Genomic DNA, 22,026 nt, shown 5'->3' with positions numbered 1-22,026 from the left:
TTCATTAAACACAAATTATGAAACCTTATTTTTCTGTAAGAATGCTGGTGTTACCAGCCCTTGTACTCTGCCTGATTGTAACAAGCTGCAAAAAGGAAAACGATCCTATTGTAAAAGAGAATCTCACTAATACCACCGGTACAGAACACCGTACCGTAGTATTACAGGCGGATGGTCGTATAATGGCATCCCCGAATGTAGAAATGAGTTTAGGCGACTATAGCGGATCAGACTATTCATTGTATCCTACGCAGGAGTTGAATGCAATTGCATGGACAATCAATGGCCTCCCTGTTACGATGAGAAGCATGTTCAAGTTTAGCGGTATTCCATCAGGAGGTGGACAGGAACCTCCGATAGCAGCATACCTGACGCTTTATTCCAGTCCCACTCCCGGCAATGGAAACCTTGTAACTCCAAATGCTGGTTGGGACAATTCATTTTATATCAGAAGGGTTACTGACAACTGGATTCCGACGTCTACGAACTGGTTTAACCAGCCAGCTACCACGAGCCAGGGTGAGGTGTTTATTCCGCATACCGATTCTCCGGTGCTGGATCTGGTAAACATCGATGTGACCCAAATGGTACAGGACATGTATACCTCCGGTAATTTTGGCTTTATGATACAGTTGCAGGGTGAATATTATTACAACTCCAGGATATTCTGTTCAAGCAATTACCCTGACGCCAGCAAACGCCCAAGACTGACTATTGTCTTTTAATTTGCCCGATATATCAGAAAATCATTGCTTGGTAACAGCTAAAACGGCCCCTTTTAAAAGAAGGGGCCGTTTTGGCATTAAAAAGCCCTTCATGAATAATCAAAAAGCGTTACTGGGATATGTAGATGTAGTAAGCACCGATATCAATTACATAGAGTATGCAATAGAGGGGCATTTGCCCGACATAATATCCATACGGGCAGGAAACATTCAGGGCCATAATAAGCAGAAGGCATAACCTGTCATAGGGGGAGCGAAAGTAGCACCCGGTTTCAGATGGGAATGTCGGGCCTTCGGCTCTCCGGCGACACGACAGGTGCTATTCAATAGATATTCAACATCCTATTCGCTTGACAAAGCCTAATCGCCATCCAGAGAGGCGCCGACCGACATCCCATACTGGAACCGGAGCTACTTAGCATAAAAATGTATCAACATCATGACAAACGCTACCGACATCCCACACTGGAACCGGAGCTACTTAGCGTAAACTGCATCTTGGTCTTCCAAACAGCAAGATCCGACAGACACTACTGACATCCCCTACTGAACCCCGCAGCTACTTAGCCTAAAAATGTATCTTTGCCCTGCAAACAGCAACATATGACAACAGGGAATACATCCAAAGATCCCTTACACGGAGTAACACTTGAAAAGATCATCACGCAACTCGTAGATAGCTACGGATGGGATGAGCTAGGCTACCAGATCAGGATCAATTGCTTCATCAGCAACCCATCCATACAATCCAGCTTAAAATTCCTGCGCAAAACACCCTGGGCAAGAACGAAAGTAGAAGAGTTCTATAAAGAGGCCCTGCGGACAGGAAAGTTGAAATAGACGGATCTACAACAGAAGATCAGCCACTCCCTGCGCTATCACCAATGCATTAGTCGGATCTGAATTCGTCAACACAACAATGGCAGAACGCTCTTCCGGAAACCTGTAATACATCGCCCGGAAACCTGGCAACACACCACCATGATAAACGGCCTTCCTGTTTTTATAGTTGGTAACATACCATCCATATCCATAATAAACAGCGGAGCTGCTCGTATCAGCAGGATTAATCTTTGAAAGATCCTGCCACATCTCCTGCCACTTATCCTGTGGTACAATCTTCCCCTGCTGTATCAATAGCTCCCATTTCATCATATCCTCAATAGTTGACAGGAACGCCCCACTAGGCCGTAAAGCAACATAATTCAAAGCGTTGACAATTGTATCTCCACCAAGGCGGGTATAGCCCCCGGCCCGGCCATTAACAATGTCTGTAAGTGACGTGGTGCGTGTTGCAAGTAAGCCATTCTTTTCGAATATCTCTTTCTTCATGTACGTAGCAAAATCCCGTGCATCGATTTGCCTGATAATATCTGCCAGCATAAAATACCCCAGATTGCAGTACTGAAATTTGGTTCCGGTCGGAAACACCAGGCTATCCTTATAGGCGGCTCTGATAATAAAAGAATCCGGTTGCGTCGCCATGGCATCGAAAGCAGGTGATTCTCTTATCAGTCCCGAAGTATGATTTAACAAATGCCGGATAGTGATTTTAGCCCAATGCGATGGTGCATCCGGATAAAACTTTGTTACCGGATCATCCAGTTTCAGTTTACCTTCCTGTATTAATTTCATGACGGTCACCGCGATCATGTGTTTGCTTACAGAGCCCAGTTTAAATACGGTCGTAGTTGTAACAGGAATATTAAGTTCAAGATTTGAAACCCCGTACCCTTTGACTTTAATAACTTTTCCATCTTTTATGACGCCTACCGCCAGGCCAACGATACGTTGCCTCGCCATGGTATTTTCGATAAATGTATCGATCGGCTCCTTTTGGGCATAAAGGTTTGCAGAAAAGAAAAACAGGATGACAATAATAGTTACACGCTGAAGTACGGGCAGAACATCTTTGGGCGATTTCATATACATGGGATTAGTATTATTGAATTTGTTTGGGTACTGGTAGCACTTCCGATAAATCCATGTAAATAACGGAAGATTTTAACTATTCCAATTGCCAGTCATAAAAAACGTTGGGGCCGTTACGGTACAGACTAATGGCAGACTCTGAGGTAATATATCACTCATTTTTGAGAGAAATTAAAAAAAATTTTGTATAAAGACTCTACAATAAAAAACAATATGATAATAAACGTTATCTCTTGCATTCACGGAATCAATCCGATAACGTTCACAACATGCTCAACCGTTAAACTACTGCTCTCAACTCCTTAGTAATGTAACACTTGCATGGTATAATCATTGCCGTATAATTTGATTAAATTCATATCCGAACCATATACTATGCCCCTAAAAACCAAAACCACTTTAGGCAATGCCTTCGCATGCGCTATATTCTGGAGCATACTCCTGTTAAGTAGTGTTGCTTATGGACAATTAAAGGCAGATTTCACTCCAAGTAAGACGAGCGACTGCGAAAGTCTTATCACACAATTCACCGACAACTCTACCGGTAACCCTGTCTCCTGGAAGTGGGACCTGGGCAACGGCTTCACCTCTATAGAGAAAAGTCCCAGCGCGGCCTACACTTCTCCTGGCACTTATTCAGTAACGCTGACAGTAAAAGATGCTGCAGGAGCCACCAATGCTGTAACGAAGACGGTTACCGTATGGGCCAATCCGCAGCCGGATTTTACCGCCAGTCCTGCCAGTGGCTGTATGCCGCTGACTGTCACGTTCAAGGATCAGTCAAACCCCGTAGATGGAACTATCACTGATTACAGCTGGGACTTTGGAGATGGCGTTATCAGCTCGGCCAGCAATCCCGTGCATACATATAAAGATGTATTAACACCCACTGTCACCCTTACTATTACTAATAGTAACGGGTGTACGGCATCCAAACGGGTCAGTAAAATTGTAGAAGTAGCAGCAGCACTAAAGGCCGGTTTTACCGTGTCTGATACTTTGCTGTGTACTGTTCCCGGTGCAGTGACCGTTAAGAACACTACCACCGGCCCGGGCAATCTTTCCTACCAATGGGATTTTGGCGATGGCGGTACAGCTGCCGGACCAACGCCCGGTGCGCATACTTATACCAGTAACGGCGTCTACAAGATAAAGCTTACTGTTACCAGTGATAAAGGATGTACTGCTACCAGCACATCCGCAGACATCAAAGTAGCTGCTTTTAAATCAGATTTTGAGTTGCCTGCCAATGTCTGTGAAAACAGTTCCGCAACGTTCAAAGCGCTTAATACACCACAGGCTGATAGTGTTAACTGGAGTGTTGATAAAGGTACCCTTACTCCAAGCGGCGCTAATGCTGTTTATCGTCCGGCGGGTACCGGTACGGTAAGAGTTACTATGACGGCCTATTATGGCAAATGCCGGGAAACAGTGACCAAAGAGCTCGCGGTAATGCCTGTTCCTACTGCGGAATTCGTAGCTGACATAAAACCGATCTGTCAGGCGCCCGTTACCGTGAACCTGACCAATCAATCGCAGGGCGCCACCAGCTGGAGCTGGGGTTTTGGCAATGGACAATCATCCACCGAACAAAATCCCACCGTTAACTACGGCAGCTTCGGCACTTTTAACATCAGACTCACCGCCACCAGTGCTGCTGGTTGCTCAGATATAGCAGAACACACCATCAACCTGATTAAACCGCGCGTAGATATCAACGCCAGCGTACCGTCAGGTTGCGAGGGGATAGCTACCAGGTTCACCAGCTACATCACTCCGGGCGATTCGATCATCACTTATGAGTGGGACTTCGGCGATGGCAGCCCCAAATCGACGGACGCCATTCCAACACATACATTCAACAATGACGGTACCTACACGGTGACGCTTAACTATACAACGAGAAATGGCTGTAAAGGAACTGTAAGCCTCGCTGCAGATAATGCTATCCGCGTTTATAAGCAACCCAAGCCCGACTTTTTCTCTCCGCAGGCACCTCAGATCTGTGGCAACAACACAGTAAATTTTATTGCAACTACAGATGTGGGCAATAAATGGACATGGGATTTTGGCGATAATACAGGTAGTTCAGGCAGCACAAAAGCCACCACACATAGTTATAAGAACCCTGGTACCTATACAGTGTCGCTGTCTGTTTCAAATTATACCTGCGCCAGCGAAAGAGTGACGAAGATAGCCTACATCACCGCCGTGAATCCTTTTCCGCGCTTCAGCATGCGGCCCGTCGACTGTAATAACAGAACAGAGATGCGTTTTGACGACAGATCGACCGGCAATATCACCAGCTGGAAATGGAGCTGGGGCGATGGAACGGCAGACGCATACACTACTAAAACAAGCACCATTACGCATAAGTATGCCAGGACCGGCACCTACAAAGTGAAGCTGACAGTCACAGATGGCACATGTACCACCTCCGACTCTATGGAAGTCAAGGTATATGCGCCCTCTCCTATTACCATCACCACAGACAGAACAACGCTGTGTGGCAGCGATACAGTTAAAGCCAGGGTGACGGCTATTAACAAAGATATCTATGGCCTGAATGTCTGGTCCTATAAGTGGATCTCGTCAGACGGCACTCCTGCCAGCGTGGACACCGACGATTACCGGAACGCGACTTTCACGAACCTGCAACCAGGTGCTGACACCATCCGCTTCGTAGCATACAACCTGCAGGGCTGTCCTGATACCAGCAATAAGGTGGTGGTGAACGTACATGGGCCGGTGGCTAAGTTCCTTGTTCCTGGTCCCGAATGCCGCGGTACAGCGCTTACGTTTACCGACAAGACAGATGTTTCCAAAGGCAAGCCGATAAAGACCTGGTCATGGGATTTTGGCGATGGCAGCGATCCGAAGGTATTTACTACCCCTCCTTTCAGATACACGTATAGCAAGTCTGGTTATTTCTATCCGAAGCTGACCGTTACGGACCAGAACGGCTGTAGCAACACCGCCTCCGGACCGAGGGTACAGGTGAATGGCCCTAACGCAGACTTCGCACCGAGCAAGTCACTGATACCACCCGGCGGCAGTGTACAATTCAATAATTATACAACTACAACCGGTGGTACACCTACCTATCACTGGAACTTCGGAGACAATACCACCTCTGCGGAAAAGAGCCCGACAAAGACCTATCCCAGAAAGGGTGTGTACACGGTAACGCTGACCGTAAGAGATAACAATGGGTGTTCAGACACTGCCCAAAAAGAGATCAAGGTGTCTACCGTCAGCGCCGGCTTTACTTTTACTACATCCTTTGTAAATAATAGTGAATGTCCGCCGGTAATTGCCAGGTTCACCAATACCTCCGTCAACCACACCAGTTCCTATTGGGATTTTGGCGACAGCAGCTTCTCCACCCTCAGCAGCCCTTCTCATACGTACACGTATGCCGGGAAGTATAAAGTGAAACTGAAAGTGACAGGGGAAGACGGCAATCAAGACACATATGAGCAGGTAGTAGAGGTAAAGGGCCCTACCGGCACGATCACCACATCGTCCAATGGCGGCTGTATGACAAAAGAGATCGAGTTTAAAGTCTCCGCTATCTCGGCAGTTAACTTCGCATGGGACTTCACAGACGGTATTGTTGAAGAGACGAGCGATTCCATCACTAAACATATCTTCAAAAATCCGGGCATCTATAAACCACGGCTTATACTATCCGATCAGGCAGGTTGTAAAGGAACTGCCTTCCTCGCCGATCCGATCGTGATAGACAATCTGGAAGTGGAGATGACAGCATCGCCGAAATTTGTATGCGATGAAGGCTGGATTTCTTTTGCGCCGACATTCAACAGCTTCTCTATTGACGAGCTGAAAAAACCGGCGAAATATAGATGGACTTATGAGGCAGGTGTTGTGGCTGAAAATGACACTTCCGCCACTCCGCGTTTCTTCGTGAATAAAACACAGGACTATACCTTCACGCTTACAACTACGACAGCTTACGGCTGTACAGAGACGGTGAGTGAGACGATTACAGTATATCCTAAACCGGAAGCGACTATCAGCGGTCCTGCGCAAGCCTGTCAGGATGCGCCGGTAAGCTTCAGCGGCAATGTGACGAAGTCCACCGATGTGATCTGGAACTGGACCTTCGGCAACGGCAACTCCGCCGATGTAAAGCAACCTGCTGATCAGACATACAGCAAGACGGGCCCCGCAGAGGTGCTGCTGCTCACTACCAGCAGGGATGGCTGTATCGACACGGCATATCACAGTATCAATATAGTACCTAAACCCGAAGCCAACGCAAGTGCCGGCGCTGATGTTGTATGTCTGGGCGCCAGCACTACACTGAGTGCAAGCGGTGGTATCACTTATCAATGGTCGCCAGCCGAAGGCCTCAGCAATCCGAATACATCATCTCCCCTTGCTACGCCTACTGTCAGCACGACCTACCAGGTTGCGGTGACAGATGCCAACGGCTGCCGCGACACAGGCGATGTAAGTATTACGGTAGCACAACCGTTCAGGATACAGGCCACACCAGATACAGCAGTATGCCCCGGCCAAACAATGGCCTTACGGGTATCGGGCGCAGACCGCTATGTATGGGAAGGGCCGGGACTGGATGATGTTAACAGTCCTGCTCCTAATATCACTACCGGCGCAGCGGGCACTTACACTTACCAGGTAACTGGTTACGATGATGAAGGCTGCTTTACACATGACACCTCGCTGGTGTTAACGGTAAATCCAGCTCCAACGATTGACGCCGGGCCTGACCGGACAGTTACGGCAGGAAAGCTCATCACCCTCCGTACACAGGGTAGTCCCGATATTGTGAAATGGACCTGGAGTCCGCCAGAGGCCCTGAATTGTACCACCTGTCAGACGCCGGAAGCGCTGCCTAACCTTTCTACCACATATAAAGTGGAAGTAGAGAATAATTACGGATGTAAAGCCACTGACGAGTTTCACCTGAAGATAGGCTGCAACAAGGATGCTATATTCCTCCCAACAGCCTTTTCGCCAAACGGAGACGGGCAGAATGAATGGTTCTATCCGAAAGGATATGGCGTAAAAGAAGTCATATCAATGCGCGTATATGACAGATGGGGCACCCTGGTGTATGAAAGAATGCGTTTCCAGATCAATACTGCTACTGCAGGCTGGAATGGAACATGGAAGGGCCGGATAGCGCCGATAGGGACCTATGTATATGCGATCGAGACGATGTGTGAGGAAGGACAAAAGTTTATACTGAGCGGTACGGTGACGATAGTGAGGTAGGTGTTGGACGTTGTATGCTTAGTATTGCTACGAGCAGCGGCTATAACGTCGGCAGGCGTGGGTAGCAAACTGTCTGGGAGATAAACAATGGAATTGATATATGACGAAAACGCCGGAGATATGAGCTCCGGCGTTTTGCTATTTAACGGATAAAGGTTCCTACTTCTGCCAATCCAGGCTGAAGCTGCGCATCATAACCAGATACAGGTACCAGCTTAAAATATCTGAAGTTCTTCCTGCCGGGAAGATTGAAATATTGCCTGTTAGGGTTGAGATCAAGCAACTTGACGATACCAAGGCTTTCCCAGGTCTGGTTGTCGTTACCCACAAGGAGCTCCAGCTCTTTTATTTTCCGGTCGCCGCTTTTCTGAACAAAGGTGAAACCATCTACGGGTAAACTACGACCCATGTCTACCGTGAGCCAATGGTCAGGATAGTTTGTTGGCGAAGTGGAATAACGTGCTATCCAGAACGTAGATTCATTATTATCTATCGCTCGTATGGCTAAGCGGTCATTGACAAGTTCTTCTGAGCTGTAACCAGCAATAGACCAATCGTCCGTTCTGTAAATTTTCCGGATAGGTTCACCAGCGGGCTTTTCCAGTGGATAACCGATCTTGGCTGGTACACCAAAATCGGGCGAGCCGTCTGCTTTCCAGGTAAATTTCTGCATGCGTGCGTTACGCCCCCCGCCTCCGGGTGCATTACGCGCATGATAGATGATCCAGTCTTCCGTACCATCCGGTGATTTGAAAAACCCATTGTGACCGGTTCCATAAGCCCCGCTCTCTGCCAGCATGGAAAAGACGGGTTGCTGCGTCTTCGTCCAATCCGCCGGATTCATAGGGTCACCGTTTACCTTAAGGCTTAGTAATCCCAGGCAATACGTATCTACCCAATAGCCGCTGGCAGAATACACTACCAACACCTGTCCGTTCGGGTTGATCAGCACCTGGGGACCTTCATTAATGGCACTTCCGTTCATTTCCCAGGGATAGGTAGGACTGGAGATGATCACTTTTTCACTTTCGATCGTCCAGGGATTGCTCATTTTGGCGATGCAGATATGCTGTGGAGCAGCGCCCGCATTACCGCCGGACCACAACATGTACATTTGCCCCTGGTGTTTGAATACGGTTCCGTCTATCGCCCATTGATTGGAAGGGTCGCTGACTTTCCCTTTCAATACCCATTCTCCCTGCATGGGATCTGGTGAACTGTTCTCCACCACATACATGCGATGATTCGCATTAGTTCCATTATCTGCGGCAAAATAGATGTACCACTTATTGTCTATTTCATGCAGCTCCGGCGCCCAGATGTTTTTTGAATAAGGTCCTTCGGGGTCAGGGATCCACGCGTCGTGCTGTGGCGCTAATGCCAGTTCCGATAAAGCTTTTGTCTGGAACAGTACCAGTTTGCTGCCTTGCGTATACGTGAAATAGTAGACGCCATTCTTCTGCGTGACCCAGGGGTCAGCACCGCGAGGTATCAGCGGATTCGTGAACGTATTTTCAACGATAAAATCTGCCGCATGAGGTATGGGGTGTTCCTCACAGGTCTTTTTACAGGCAGAACAAAGAGCAAGGCATAAAAAGCCAAGCAAATAGGCAATGTTTGTTTTCATGGGGATTGAAGGATTAACTATTAAGAAATATTATTTAAAGCGCCTTGCAGACAGCTAACTTCCGAAGGCGCTTTTTATAGCATAAAAAGGCTGATCTAATCCTGGGCAGCTATAGCTTCCTCCAGATTATCTATTGGGGGCTCATTCGCTTCATAACCTGAATAACCAAAATTCTGGTTCAGACGTCCATTTCTGTTGGCGTCAATATCAGACTGCGGCACAGGCCATAGAAGATGATAAGGGCTTACTGTAAATTCAGTACCGTACACTGTCTTTACGCCTTTATTGTAAAAGTTATTATACCGGTTCACTCTTTCATACCAGTAACTGCTTCGGGAAAGATTGTCTTCTTCGTAAGTTTTCCCGAACTCGTCGGTCGTGTGTGTACGTGCAAAAATGTAAGAGATGCGACTGAGCTCCACATGGCGCATTTCTTCATAATACAGCTCGCGGGCCCTTTCATCGAGGATAACGCCAATGTTTATTCTATCGGCGGTATACATGAGGGTACAGTGTGCGCGACGGCGAATGGTGTTCACGTCTTCAGCGGCAGCTGCCAGGTTGCCTTTCCAGAAATTGGCTTCCGCCCGCAAGAGGTAAGTTTCTGCCAAACGGTATATGTACCAGTCGCTGGCCCCTCCGTCGTAGTTGTCGACCGTTTCACTTCTGGGCGTTTCCACCCAGAGCTTATAGTGCGGCCAGTCAAACCATGTTCTGATAGTATCATTGACGAGTAGCTTGCCGGCGGCATTATATTTCTGAAGATGTTGCCCGTAATACTGATCACCATTGTTTAGCAAAGAGGGGTTGTTGTACACCATGTCCTGCATGCGCATCCAGTTGCCGGTGCTGGTGCTATGGCGAAGATCGCTGGTATCGTCCCATATGGCATCGCTGCTGTACCAGGTGGGCCTTGTTTTGGCAATGCCCCTGCCGTAGGTTTTACGCAGATCTATTTTGTCTTTTGTAAGGTTATAACTGGTGCTCATACCAGGCTTGCCGGAGGGAGTGCTGATCAGCTGATTGCCTGTGCCGGAATAAAAAGGAAGCGCATTCCGCATTGTAACCATATTCTGCCGGCTGTTTACAAAGTCTTCCCGGCTGATGATATTGAAGATGGTTTCCCTGTTGGTAGCGATGGATTTATTTTGCGCGCGATGCAGGTCCCAGATCACGTTGCGTGTGATGTTGTGTATGGCCGGCATAGGATTTACGAAGGCGCCAAAGGGATCCCACATCAATGAACGACCAGAATTATTAATAAGATCATTGGCTACCGTTATAGCCTTATCAAACTCACCTGCTGCCAGGTAACATTTTATGAGTAATTGCTGGCAGGCGCCTTTGTTCACCATTCCGAAATCTGCAATAGCAGGTACATGTTGTACAGCAAACTCCATGTCAGCTACCAGTTTTTGGAGGATCACACCTCTTTTCGTAGAACGAAAATTGAACTTAGGCGTAGTGATCTCTTTTGTGAGCAGTGGTACATCACCAAAATCAAAGATCAGCCACATGTAACGGAATGTACGATGAAAGTAGGCCATGCCCATCATCTGGTTGCGTAGCGTAGTATCCAGGCCTTCCACACGGGGAAGATTGGAGATGATGGTGTTCGCATATTTGATCCCTTTATACCCCTCGAACCAGAACCAGTTGATCTTATTGGTATTGACATCGTTATTGTTTGATGTCGGCGTGATCATGGCATTCAGGTCTTGTGCAGGGCCAGATTTATCGGTAGTACCGTCTACCGCTACATCTGAAAACAGCAGATCTGTGAGTAAAGGCGCGCCCTCACCTGTCCATACATAAGTAAGGTTCCTGTTACAACTGGTAATGGCTGCCTGTAAGCCTTCCTTCGAGGTAAAGGTGATGGTGGGTTCGTAGAACGACAGCGGATCAGGCTCGAGAAAATTCTTTGAACAGCTGAGTGGTAAAAGTATCGTCCATCCCAACAGGATCATCTTTGCAGCATTATTTATAGAGATCTTCATATCAGTTCTGTTTAAACATTAAAATGAGGCGGTAATTCCCATGGTATAATATCTGGGCATCAGTGAAGTCGTCTCAGGGTCCCAGTACTCCCAGTCTTTCGCCCATACGGCAACATTGCGCACGCCTGCATAGACCTTCACCTGCGTCATATCGGCTTTCCTGGCAATACGGGCCGGCAGTGAATAAGATATGGAAACGTTATCGAGACGGACATACGTTTTATCAATTACACGTGGGGGTGTAACATTCTGCACATTCGTGGAATTCAGCCTTGCGAAGGTGTTGGAAGGATTTTCGGGTGTCCAGTATTCCCTGACATAGGAATTGTTCCTGTCGGTCTGGGAACCAAAATTATTCAGGTAGTCAGTGGAGGTTGCCTTGTGCCCCCAGTTAGAATAGATGTTGAAAGAAAAGTCGATATTCCGGAACAATGCAAAGTCATTTCTTAATGTGAAACGGAAACGCGGTGTGGTAGAACCCATGAACCTTTTGTCTTCGTTCGTGTATTTTCCATCTCCGTTTACATCTTCTACTTTCACATCGCCGGGGATCTCGCCATATTTTGCCGCCTGGTCTCTGTCCTTCTCCTGCCAGATGCCCTGTACGTTATAAGTCCAGATAGAGGCTATGTCGTGACCGATGAACCATCCGTTAGAAATATCATCAATTTCCCTGGAGCCTACAATTTTACCATCCTGATCAAGCACATCTTCATAGGTATAATAAAGATGCCTTACGCTGTTCCTGTTAAAGAAGAAACCAAAGGTGGTGGTCCATTCAATATTCCTGCGCCTCATAGTCTGCGCGGTAATGCCCAGTTCAAAGCCCTTGTTCACCACTTCCCCAAGATTGGTGGTAACGGTACTGAAGCCGGTAAAGTCGGGCAGGGACTGGTCCATCAGCAGATCTGTAGTAGGCATGTAGTAGATTTCCATATTACCGGTGATCCTGTTGTTGAAGAAGCCGAAGTCCAGGCCTATATTCCATGATGAAGTGGCCTCCCATTTGAGGCCATAGTTGGCCATACGATCTACATAGAGCTGGGACAATTCGTACACAGTGCCATTGTTTTGTACGTATGCGTACCTGCCCGAGCCGGTAGTAAGGTTAGACAGCGCCTGATAGATGCCGATGGAACGGTTGCCGTTCATACCCCATGACAAGCGCAGTTTGCCGGTATTCATGGGCGACCAGTGGAAGAAACGTTCATTGGCGAAGTTCCATGCAAATGCCAGTGCGGGAAAGGTTGCTCTGGGATTGGAGGCGCCGAATGCGGAGTAGCCATCTCTGCGTACAGATGCTGTAAGCAGATAACGGTTATCGTATGAATAGAATAAGCGGGCCATCAAAGCATCTCCGGTGCTTCGCTGATCGTTACTGCTGATGGTGGTCTTTAAAGGATTGGCCGCTCCGATGTTATGAAATCCGAGCGCATCTGTGGGAGAAAAGTCTCTTGCAGTAATGCTTTCATTCCAGGATTTGTGTTCTTCTGCATTCTGCAGCAGTGTAACTTTCACCTGATGTTTTTGGGCAAAACTGTAGTCCCACGAAATGATATTGTCTATCTGCCAGTCGAAGTTCTTCGTATTTTCTCTGATCACTTTTCCGTTGTCAGACCATAAAGGGTTCTTTGACGATTCATGGTATCTGTTATAGAACCATTGCATTCTTGGAGAAAAGTTCAGCTGATACGTAATATGGAAAGGAAGCTTGATAGTCTGATAGATGGTCGTGTTCAATACTGTGTATCCTTTTTCCAGTGTCTTGAACTGATTGCCATAAGCTGAGTTGATGCCCTGGTTTACACTGGCGCCCATTGGTTGTCCATCGAGAATGCCGTTTGAATCCAGCGGTGTGGCAAATGGTGAGTTGTTGATGATCTGTCCGCCCCAGTCTACAGCGAGGTTGCCATCAGAGCGGTCCTGGAAATTGATGTTCACACCTGTATGCATCCATTTGTTAACCTTCCCGTCCACCTTGATGTTAGACCTGTAGGCACGGTATTTATCGCCCACCACAATACCTTCATTGTTCAGGTATCCCATTGAGATGTAATAATTGAGTGCATCCTTGTTCCTTCCTGAAAAGCTTACGTTATAATTCTGCTGTAGTCCATTTTGAAAGGAGCCATCAAACCAGTCATAGGTCCTTCCTCTTGCATAGTTGGCACGTTCTTTATCGAACAGGCCGATACGAAGTAACCATATCTCATCGGGCGTACCTGTAAGTGCGTCGTATGCGAGCCAGTCCTCCATTGTAATACCGTATCTGGAAAGGTTTTCGGGTGTGGGTTTGACGTATTTTGCCGGAGTGGCCCACCTGGTGGTACTGTTGAACAGGTCTGAACGGTACTGCAGGTATCCGTCTGCATCATACACTTTACGTGTTTTGCCGGATGTGGCAATACCGGTATTGGCGTCAAAGCGAATGGTGGGCTTGTCGGAAGCACCTTTTTTCGTGGTGATGATGATCACACCATTGGCAGATTTCGCGCCATAGATAGCTGCAGAAGAGGCGTCTTTCAGGATATCAAAATGCGCTATGTCCTGTGGGTTGATCTCGGATAGTTCACCGAAGAAGATCACACCATCCAGCACAATGAGTGGATCGTTACTTGCTTTTAACGATCGCTGCCCTCTTACCAGCATATCCCCTCCTCCTTTCGCGGAGGTGTTTTGTCCGACGTATAAGCCGGGCACACCGCTACGCAGCAGGTCCTGTATGGAGCGTGGGCTTTCCTTTTCCAGTCTGGCGGTTTTTAGCTGGCTGATAGCACCCGTCAGGTCTTTTTTCTGCATAGAGCCGTATCCTACCACTACGACCTCATTGATCCGCTGGTCTGCGTTTCTCAGGTCAACCCTGATGGAGAAGTCGGCGCCGGCTTTCAGATGATAGCCGGAAAGGATTTGTGGTTCGTATCCGATATATGAAAAGGAGAATGTATATCCGTGACCTGCCGGCAATCTGCTGAAGGTAAAAAGGCCGAGGCTATCAGTCTGCACGGAGGCAGTGAAATTGTTTGCTGCATTTTTAACTGTAACGCTTACTCCCCAAAGCGCTTCTCCTGTTCTCTCGCTTTTTACAATGCCCGAGATATCTGAGCGGCCCTGACCTGGCTGAGCCTGTAGTAACAATGGGACAAAGCTGTAGAGGGCTGCTATGCAAAGCAGCATGCACGTGGAATTCCATTTTTTCATTTTGTATCTACTGTATTACGTTAGACAAAAAAGGTCCGCTCGTTGATAGGCTCAACGATGCTCGTGGTTTTCATTTTATCATATTTCTGCTAATCTTTCTTACTTACAATGTAGTGTTCCTGTTTTTTTTCAATCTTAAGTTGGTTTAATACCGCTATATCGTTCAGAATAGTTTCTAAGCTGTCTGTTTTACGCATCCTTCCGGAAAAGTATTTGTTCTGGATATCGGAAGGGTAATAATAGATGTCTACCTGATAATAAACGCTCAGCTGATCGAACACATCGGACAATGGTGAGATGTCGAATGTGTAAGAGTCGGGCCTGCGCACATTCCGGTCTTTATGATCAGCAGGTCCTGCCTTTACCATTTTCTCTGCCGGCGTGTAACGTTTGACGCTTGCCAGCATGGTCGTTTTATCATAGATGAATTCATCACCCGGTTTCAGGATTTCTTTACCATTCCATTTCTCCCGGACTGTGTTGGCAGCTGCTACCTGTATTTTACCACTATGCAGTTTTACTTTTATGGCAGTACTTTCCGCAAATGATTCTATGGTGAAGGAAGTTCCAAGTACAGTAGTGGCCAGTCTGTCGGCATATACAATAAACGGCCTGTTTCTGTCGGCATTTGCCTGGAATAACGCTTTTCCCAGAAGATGAACGGTTCTGCTTTCACCTGATAAAAAAGCTGCATGATACCGGATGCTGCTATGAGGCGATAAGACAACGATAGAGCCATCGTCCAGTGAGAAACGCAGCAACGTATCTGAATCGTTCCTCTTTTCTGTGAACCGTCCTGACGCTTCTATAGTAGTTCCGTTCGTGGCCATGTATGTGTTCCGGACTGCAAAATAGCTCCAGACCGCCCCTATTATTACAGCGGTTGAGATCGCGGCTGCCGCCCAGTACACCCTTGTTCTGCCAGGCTTTTTAAAAGTTTGTTCGCTTACCTTTCTGTACAGCTTATCTGCTAAACGTGGATCCAGCTCTTCATTGGTTTCAAAATTGTCCCAGTCTTCATCGTTTGCGTACTTATTCCATTCTTCGGGATGATCACGAAAATATTCCAGTACGAGCTTCCTTTCCTCCTCAGAGCATTCATTCCTGAAATATTTGTCGATCAATTCCCTTTGCATCAGTTCTAATTAAGATAATGGGAGCTTTATTATTATATCGTTTGAAAAAGGGTATTCCCCTAATGGCAGGAAAAATATTTTTTAACTGAGGTGCAGGAGTAACAGCAAAAACAGCAGCAGCTTCTTTAAATGACTGAGGGCTAGAGACATATGATTTTCTACAGTTTTAACAGACAGGGAGAGTTGATCGGCGATCTCTTTATACGATTTAGACTCGTACCGGCTCAGTTCAAAAACTTTTCTTCTCATGGGAGGCATCTCCTGCACCAGCTGCCTGATCCTCAACAGCAACTCCTTCGACTGTATTATATGAAAGGTATTGCCGGTATCTCCTTCTGCAGATTTTTCCTGTTGCAGGAACCGCTCTCTCGTGGCTTCTTTTCTGAGCAAATCGATGAAAGTAGCTTTGGCAATGTGGAAGATCAATCTGGAAATCTGTTCAGATTCGTCCAGTTGTTGCCTGTAATTCCATAATTTAATAAAGGTGATCTGTGTCGTTTCTTCGGCGATATATGGGGAGTGTGTTTTGGACAGCACATAGAAATAGACCTTTCGGTTGTATTCGTGGAATAGGTCACTGAAAACCGAAGGGTCCCCTTCTTTCAACGCGGAAATCGTATTGAACGTGCACATACCATAAATATAAAAACAAATTTCTTTTTACTTAAACTAATATGTGGCAAATGCGGGAAGGGAATACCAAGCCTCAATAATCCCTATCTTTAATGCAGAAACGTCCGCGCTATGACCTTTGCTGAATTTTTCCACATTCTCATCCTGTTGGGTTTTCTCCAGGGCGCAATTATGAGCGTACTGCTCTTCTTCTCCCGGAAACGATCCCGTTCCAATCGTTTGCTGGGTACACTCATCCTACTGATAGCGCTGGCTTGTCTTAATCTGTACCTCGCCGAATCCCCCTGGTTCACCAGCAACCCCACTCTGAACCTGCTGGGCGATCTCATTCCGCTGGTGATAGTTATGCCCCTCGGGCCACTGTTGTACTTCTATGTTAAAAGTACGATAGATCCGACGTTCAGGATCACCCCGAAGCAGCGGATGCATTTTTTACCGGTGATAATAGATTGCGGTCCCCAGCTTAGTATTGTAATATATATTACAGCTGCTTTGCTGGATTTTTCGGTACCGCCAACCACTTCCGTAGGCACGTTCATTGACGATTATAACGTATATGCCGATATTCCCCGCTGGGGTTCTCTTACAGTCTATCTCTGGCTATCGGCCAGGTATCTCACTAAGGTAAGCAGCGAGAAGGATCCTCAACGCGAATGGCTGCGGCAGTTTATCCGTCTATTTCTGGTGTTTCAGATTATCTGGTTTATCTACCTGGTGCCATATGTGATCCCATCGCTGACTGACAAGGTGTTGAGTACAGTAGACTGGTACCCGGTATATATACCACTGGTAGTTCTAATCTACTGTCTTGGATTAAAAGGTTATCTGATGACGCCCGAGGAAGCACCGGTTGCCAGGAAAGTGGTGGCGCCTCCCTCAGAAAAGCTGGTAGAGGAGGCAGAACCATTATTGAAGAAAGCGATGGAGCAGGACCGTTTGTACCTGGACCCTGAGTTGAACCTGGCCATGTTATCCAAACATACCGGCCTGCCGCAGAAAACCATTTCGTTGGTACTGAACCAGCACCTGCAGAAAAGCTTCAATGAGTTTGTGAACGGGTACCGGGTGGAGGCATTCAAGCAAAATATGCAGCTCCAGCAGGACAATTTGACTATCCTGGCCATGGCTTTCGATGCCGGTTTTAACTCGCAGGCCACTTTCCAACGTGCCTTCCGAAGTCATACAGGTATGTCGCCCAGGGAGTATATGAACCGGCACCTGGAAAAGCAGCCAAAACCGGAAAATGAATAGGGAAATGTTATTCAATTCCGGATTTGAGTAGATATAACCCCTTGAAATGTCTTGCTTTACCCGAAAAAAGGAAATGAAACATTACGCTCGTCTTTGTTTGTTATTATTGGCGTTGGCCGGTAACCGGGTTCTTGCCCAGGATAAATTCATCACGCTCGCCGGCAGGATAACCGACGCCGGTAGTCATCAACCAGTTATTTATGCCAATATCCAGTTAGCAAACGGCAGCATAGGGACGGTGGCCAATACAGCGGGCGAGTTCATTTTTAATATAGCGGAAAAGTTCTGGCGGGACACCCTGCTGATTTCCTGCATTGGGTATAAGACAATCGCTATCCCCCTGCCTCAAACCAACCTGCAGGGTATGGACATCCGTATGGAACCTTCCGTTTACCTGCTCCCGGCAGTATCGGTAAACGTGCGTAACGGTTTTGGCATCCTGCGGCAAATGCTGAACAGCATACCGGATAATTACGATACAGCCGATGTGAGGATGACCGCTTTTTACAGAGAAAATATCCGTGTGGCGGCAGACACGGTCAATTTCAATGAATCGGTACTGGATATATATAAAACATATCGTACCAGCCGGGACCATAAAGACCAGATCCGCATCATCAAAGGCCGTAAAAAGACGGTGGACTGGAGTAAAGACCCGCAGTTCTATAGCTGGATCAGTAATGTTACGAATACGGCTTACTCCTCCCTGAACGAAGACTTACAGAAATACCTTGATGCGAAGAATAATATACTGAATGAACGTAATTTCCGCCATTATATCTGCGACTACAAGGAAACAATCCGGGAAGGCGACCGTAATCTGCTGGTGCTGCAACTGCAGCCTAAAGAAGACAGCCGCAAAGCACTGGTGCGGGCGAAGATATACATCGAGGAAGCCTCTCATGCAATGGTAAGGTGTGAGATGGAAACAACCCCGGCAGGCGTTGATTACCTGAACCGCCATGAAAAAGGTGGTATCGGCTATACGATCATGTCTAAGGTGCTAAAAGCAACCCTCGATTTTAAAAGGCTCACGTTGGTGATCAACTACAAGAAATATGGCAATAAAACTTATCTGAGTACTGTACAGCGACATTGGGATTGCGTATTGAACAGCAAAAAACGGGGAATGGTGGATGTACCATGGACCGGCGATTTTTACCTGCTGGTTACTGATGTGAGCAAGGATAATTTACAACGTTTTGCTGATGGTGTTAGTAACGACAAGTCATCCATGAACCATGAGGTAGGGAATGACTATGATCCGGCATTCTGGGAAAACTATAACATCCTGCTTCCTGTGCTCACCGACTCAGTAAAACAGCAAAAAGAGACGGCACAGCCTTCTGCAATACATGTATCTAATCGCCAGAACGGCTTTACCCGGGCGGATACGCTGCGCGGTACGTTATCGCCGCTTCGTTCGTGTTACGATGTTCGTTTTTATGATCTGGATGTGGACGTCAACATGGAGAGCCGTTCTATAGCGGGGAGTAACAAGATCCGTTTTAAAGTGGTGGAGCCGTTCAACCGGATGCAGATAGACCTGTATGCCAATATGCGCATTGAAAAGATAATGTATGGGGGACAGCCACTATCGTTTACCCGGGAGGAGGATGCTGTATTTGTCAGGTTCCCGGTCACATTACCTGCTGGCAGTGAAGAAACGATCACTGTGTATTACGATGGTGTTCCCCAGGTGCCCGACCTGAAGATCTCCATGCATGGCGGTGTATTATGGGACAAAGATGAGGAAGGCAATCCCTGGGTACAGGTAGTATGCCAGGGCTCCGGCGCCAGCTTATGGTGGCCTAATAAAGATCACTTGTCGGATGAACCGGACAGTATGCGTATCTGGATCACCATACCCAACGGCTTCACTGAGATATCCAATGGCCGTTTACAACGAAAAACACCAGTAGGCACCCATAAGACACGATATGAATGGCTGGTGACATATCCTATCAATAACTACAACGCTACCTTTTGCATCGGTAAATACGTTCATTTAACGGATGCCTATGTCAGCGGTGGTGATACGCTGACGCTGGACTATTATGTGATGCCTTATAATGTAGAACGTACGAAAGTGATGTTTGCGCAGGTAAAGCCAATGCTGGCCTGTTTTGAACAACATTTTGGAAAATACCCGTTTTCACGTGATGGCTTCACACTGCTGGAGAGTCCCTATCCGATGGAGCACCAGAGCGGTGTATGCATCGGGAAGATCAAAGAGGGCATGCGCCTGGATTATGTTCCTTTGCTCTGGCATGAATCAGCGCACGAATGGTGGGGTAATGCTATCAGCTGTAAAGATATTGCCGATATGTGGATACATGAGGCATTTGCCACCTATGCGGAAAGTCTTATGATGGAATGCATCGAGGGTAAGACGATAGGCCCAATGTATCTGAATACGCAGAAGGAGCAGGTAAACAACAGTGAGCCTGTAACGGGGGCATATGATGTAAATCATATCCACTATGATATCGGCGATATGTATACCAAAGGCAGCCTGATGCTGAACACGCTCCGCTTTGTAGTGGATAACGATACCTTATGGTTTGCGCTATTGAAGGATATACAGCAGCATTTCCGCTATCAGACATTGTCGTCGGATGAGTTGGTGAATTACATCTCTCTGCGTACGGGACGGGATTATACATGGTTCTTTGATCAATATCTGAAATACACCAGTCTGCCGAAGCTGGAAATATCGCTGAAAGAAAAGGGGAATAATGTACAGCTGACATACCGTTGGCAGGCAGACGTACCCGGGTTCAGGATGCCGGTTAAAGTAACGGTTGCCCGGGGCCGGTTTGGTTTCATTTATCCAACTACCGACTGGCAGACGATGACCTTGAAGCAAATGAGGGAAGATGATTTTGAAGTGGATGAAGAGCATTTTTACATACAGGTAGCAGCGGTGTGACGTTTGTTTGCTGGATGGAAACATCAAAAGAAAAACCGCTGCAACTGATCGCTGTAGCGGTTTTGAAATGCATTAAACAGGTTAACTGCCAGTATTTACTGCGGCTTTGCTTTTGATGGATCATCATAATTCACCATCCAGTTGATGCCGAACTTGTCTGTGAACATCCCGAAGTAAGCTCCCCAAAATGTGTCCGCCATTGGCATAGTTACCCGCCCTCCTGCCGATAGTCCGCCAAACAGCTTATCGGCTTCCTGGCGGTCGCCGGCGTTTACAGAGATCGAAAAGTTGTTGCCTTCTTTGTAGTTCGAAGCCCATTCACCGCCTGAATCACTTCCCATCAACATCGTTTCCTTACTAATGGGAAGGGATACATGCATGATCTTGTTGGCATCTTCCGGCCCCACTTTCATGCCGCCTTCACCATGCGGCATTTCTCCAAATCGTCCGATATACGGGAACTCACCACCGAATACGGACTTGTAAAAATTAAAGGCTTCTTCGCAATTACCATTAAAAGTTAAATAGACATTTACGGTTGCCATTGTTTACATTTTTGATTTGTGATGAACTATTTTGAAGAATGCGATCTGGTCAATCCTGTTGTCTTTGGGATTCGAGATGAGGATAAAAGAACAGATTTTTTTTCATTTAGCTTACAATATAATTTATTCGTATACGAATAAATATGCTTGTGAGGTGCTGTTCGTATTTATCATCGTCGCATGACATACTTTTCTTTCCCAGCTACAGCATTCTTTATCACAAAAATTCACCACGAGTTGTTAGGTATATTCTTTGGAGGCATCCTTACCGTGTCACCGGTTATTTTTGTCAGCTGCTATCAGCGAATAGGAGCCTTAGGCGTCTTTTCTGTTTTCCATTTAATAACATGGTACACTGCTTTGGTAGTGCCCACATTTTTAATACCATGCAATTGGTTGGATGCCTGGAAAATGACAGAACCCGGCCCGACACGTTTCGTGATGCCGTTTACGGTCGATTCAACCGTCCCCTCTTTTATAATGATCAGTTCTTCGTCGGGATGCTGATGTGGAGGATGTGGTGCTTCTCCGGGGTTCAATGTTGTAACATGCAGCTCCAGTTCATCCAGTGTTGGTGTAGGCGCCTGAAGGAACTGGCGTCTTTCGCCTGTTTTAGTGGGTTCCACTTTGATATCATTCCAGTCGTAAATAGTGGATGATAAGGGCGGTTGCTGGTTTTTATGTGCAATAATGGCTATTGGGATGCACATAATTAGTGCGGTGATGCAAACGAGGGTTATTTCGCGTTTTGTCATTGGAGTGGGTTTTGTAAAATCAAGTTACAA

General features: G+C 46.9%; 14 protein-coding genes. 6 read left to right on the top strand and 8 right to left on the bottom strand.

All coding sequences use genetic code 11. From position 1 onward, the window contains the following. The first annotated feature begins 17 nt into the window (after positions 1–17). The 3 genes from L3C95_RS09450 to L3C95_RS09440 all read left to right on the top strand — a co-directional run bounded on the left by L3C95_RS09450 (position 18) and on the right by L3C95_RS09440 (position 1,565). On the top strand, positions 18–725 hold the full coding sequence (locus tag L3C95_RS09450; RefSeq protein WP_236387086.1) for a DNRLRE domain-containing protein: 708 nt from the start codon (positions 18–20) through the stop codon (positions 723–725). Between the two features lie 91 nt (positions 726–816). Then, the gene (locus tag L3C95_RS09445; protein WP_236387084.1) at positions 817–963 is read left to right on the top strand and encodes a hypothetical protein; all 147 of its coding nucleotides are present in this window, start codon (positions 817–819) and stop codon (positions 961–963) included. Positions 964–1,328: 365 nt separating this feature from the next. Continuing rightward, the gene (locus L3C95_RS09440) at positions 1,329–1,565 is read left to right on the top strand and encodes a VF530 family DNA-binding protein (protein ID WP_236387081.1); all 237 of its coding nucleotides are present in this window, start codon (positions 1,329–1,331) and stop codon (positions 1,563–1,565) included. 6 nt (positions 1,566–1,571) lie between these two features. Here L3C95_RS09440 and L3C95_RS09435 read toward each other — a convergent pair whose 3' ends face one another. Beyond that, positions 1,572–2,651: a serine hydrolase domain-containing protein gene (locus tag L3C95_RS09435; RefSeq protein WP_236387080.1), complete on the bottom strand. Its 1,080-nt coding sequence runs from the start codon at positions 2,649–2,651 to the stop codon at positions 1,572–1,574. A gap of 381 nt (positions 2,652–3,032) precedes the next feature. Between L3C95_RS09435 and L3C95_RS09430 the strand changes: the two genes are divergently transcribed. After that, positions 3,033–7,922: a PKD domain-containing protein gene (locus tag L3C95_RS09430; protein ID WP_236387078.1), complete on the top strand. Its 4,890-nt coding sequence runs from the start codon at positions 3,033–3,035 to the stop codon at positions 7,920–7,922. Between the two features lie 142 nt (positions 7,923–8,064). Here the strand turns inward: L3C95_RS09430 and L3C95_RS09425 are convergent, their stop codons facing one another. The 5 genes from L3C95_RS09425 to L3C95_RS09405 form a co-directional block, all read right to left on the bottom strand. Then, positions 8,065–9,549 carry a family 43 glycosylhydrolase gene (locus tag L3C95_RS09425; RefSeq protein ID WP_236387076.1) on the bottom strand — a complete coding sequence of 495 codons (1,485 nt, stop codon included), beginning with the start codon at positions 9,547–9,549 and terminating at the stop codon, positions 8,065–8,067. A gap of 95 nt (positions 9,550–9,644) precedes the next feature. Next, positions 9,645–11,546 carry a RagB/SusD family nutrient uptake outer membrane protein gene (locus L3C95_RS09420; protein ID WP_236387074.1) on the bottom strand — a complete coding sequence of 634 codons (1,902 nt, stop codon included), beginning with the start codon at positions 11,544–11,546 and terminating at the stop codon, positions 9,645–9,647. A gap of 18 nt (positions 11,547–11,564) precedes the next feature. Further along, complete coding sequence (locus tag L3C95_RS09415; protein ID WP_236387072.1) at positions 11,565–14,744, bottom strand: SusC/RagA family TonB-linked outer membrane protein; 3,180 nt, start codon at positions 14,742–14,744, stop codon at positions 11,565–11,567. Between the two features lie 89 nt (positions 14,745–14,833). Beyond that, entirely contained in the window at positions 14,834–15,880 is a 1,047-nt protein-coding gene (locus tag L3C95_RS09410) for a FecR family protein (protein WP_236387070.1), read from the bottom strand. Between the two features lie 81 nt (positions 15,881–15,961). Then, entirely contained in the window at positions 15,962–16,513 is a 552-nt protein-coding gene (locus L3C95_RS09405; protein ID WP_236387068.1) for an RNA polymerase sigma-70 factor, read from the bottom strand. A 111-nt stretch (positions 16,514–16,624) separates the two neighbouring features. Between L3C95_RS09405 and L3C95_RS09400 the strand changes: the two genes are divergently transcribed. Further along, positions 16,625–17,764 carry a helix-turn-helix domain-containing protein gene (locus L3C95_RS09400; RefSeq protein ID WP_236387066.1) on the top strand — a complete coding sequence of 380 codons (1,140 nt, stop codon included), beginning with the start codon at positions 16,625–16,627 and terminating at the stop codon, positions 17,762–17,764. Between the two features lie 73 nt (positions 17,765–17,837). Beyond that, entirely contained in the window at positions 17,838–20,696 is a 2,859-nt protein-coding gene (locus L3C95_RS09395) for a M1 family aminopeptidase (protein WP_236387065.1), read from the top strand. Positions 20,697–20,791: 95 nt separating this feature from the next. On the opposite strand, the gene L3C95_RS09390 is transcribed toward L3C95_RS09395, so the two are convergent. Beyond that, on the bottom strand, positions 20,792–21,241 hold the full coding sequence (locus L3C95_RS09390) for a VOC family protein (RefSeq protein WP_236387063.1): 450 nt from the start codon (positions 21,239–21,241) through the stop codon (positions 20,792–20,794). A 299-nt stretch (positions 21,242–21,540) separates the two neighbouring features. Then, on the bottom strand, positions 21,541–21,996 hold the full coding sequence (locus tag L3C95_RS09385) for a cupin domain-containing protein (RefSeq protein ID WP_236387061.1): 456 nt from the start codon (positions 21,994–21,996) through the stop codon (positions 21,541–21,543). Positions 21,997–22,026: the final 30 nt, after the last annotated feature.

The sequence above is a fragment of the Chitinophaga filiformis genome (assembly GCF_021646545.1).
GTDB lineage: Bacteria > Bacteroidota > Bacteroidia > Chitinophagales > Chitinophagaceae > Chitinophaga > Chitinophaga filiformis_A.
This window is presented reverse-complemented; position numbering and strand designations above follow the sequence as displayed.

What these genes read in the sequence shown, in the direction of transcription:
- L3C95_RS09410 (WP_236387070.1), bottom strand. Translation starts at nt 15,880, where the DNA reads ATGCAAAGGGAATTGATCGACAAATATTTCAGGAATGAATGCTCTGAG.
- L3C95_RS09440 (WP_236387081.1), top strand. Translation starts at nt 1,329, where the DNA reads ATGACAACAGGGAATACATCCAAAGATCCCTTACACGGAGTAACACTT.
- L3C95_RS09430 (WP_236387078.1), top strand. Translation starts at nt 3,033, where the DNA reads ATGCCCCTAAAAACCAAAACCACTTTAGGCAATGCCTTCGCATGCGCT.
- L3C95_RS09400 (WP_236387066.1), top strand. Translation starts at nt 16,625, where the DNA reads ATGACCTTTGCTGAATTTTTCCACATTCTCATCCTGTTGGGTTTTCTC.
- L3C95_RS09425 (WP_236387076.1), bottom strand. Translation starts at nt 9,549, where the DNA reads ATGAAAACAAACATTGCCTATTTGCTTGGCTTTTTATGCCTTGCTCTT.
- L3C95_RS09445 (WP_236387084.1), top strand. Translation starts at nt 817, where the DNA reads ATGAATAATCAAAAAGCGTTACTGGGATATGTAGATGTAGTAAGCACC.
- L3C95_RS09450 (WP_236387086.1), top strand. Translation starts at nt 18, where the DNA reads ATGAAACCTTATTTTTCTGTAAGAATGCTGGTGTTACCAGCCCTTGTA.
- L3C95_RS09395 (WP_236387065.1), top strand. Translation starts at nt 17,838, where the DNA reads ATGAAACATTACGCTCGTCTTTGTTTGTTATTATTGGCGTTGGCCGGT.
- L3C95_RS09390 (WP_236387063.1), bottom strand. Translation starts at nt 21,241, where the DNA reads ATGGCAACCGTAAATGTCTATTTAACTTTTAATGGTAATTGCGAAGAA.
- L3C95_RS09420 (WP_236387074.1), bottom strand. Translation starts at nt 11,546, where the DNA reads ATGAAGATCTCTATAAATAATGCTGCAAAGATGATCCTGTTGGGATGG.
- L3C95_RS09415 (WP_236387072.1), bottom strand. Translation starts at nt 14,744, where the DNA reads ATGAAAAAATGGAATTCCACGTGCATGCTGCTTTGCATAGCAGCCCTC.
- L3C95_RS09385 (WP_236387061.1), bottom strand. Translation starts at nt 21,996, where the DNA reads ATGACAAAACGCGAAATAACCCTCGTTTGCATCACCGCACTAATTATG.
- L3C95_RS09405 (WP_236387068.1), bottom strand. Translation starts at nt 16,513, where the DNA reads ATGTGCACGTTCAATACGATTTCCGCGTTGAAAGAAGGGGACCCTTCG.
- L3C95_RS09435 (WP_236387080.1), bottom strand. Translation starts at nt 2,651, where the DNA reads ATGAAATCGCCCAAAGATGTTCTGCCCGTACTTCAGCGTGTAACTATT.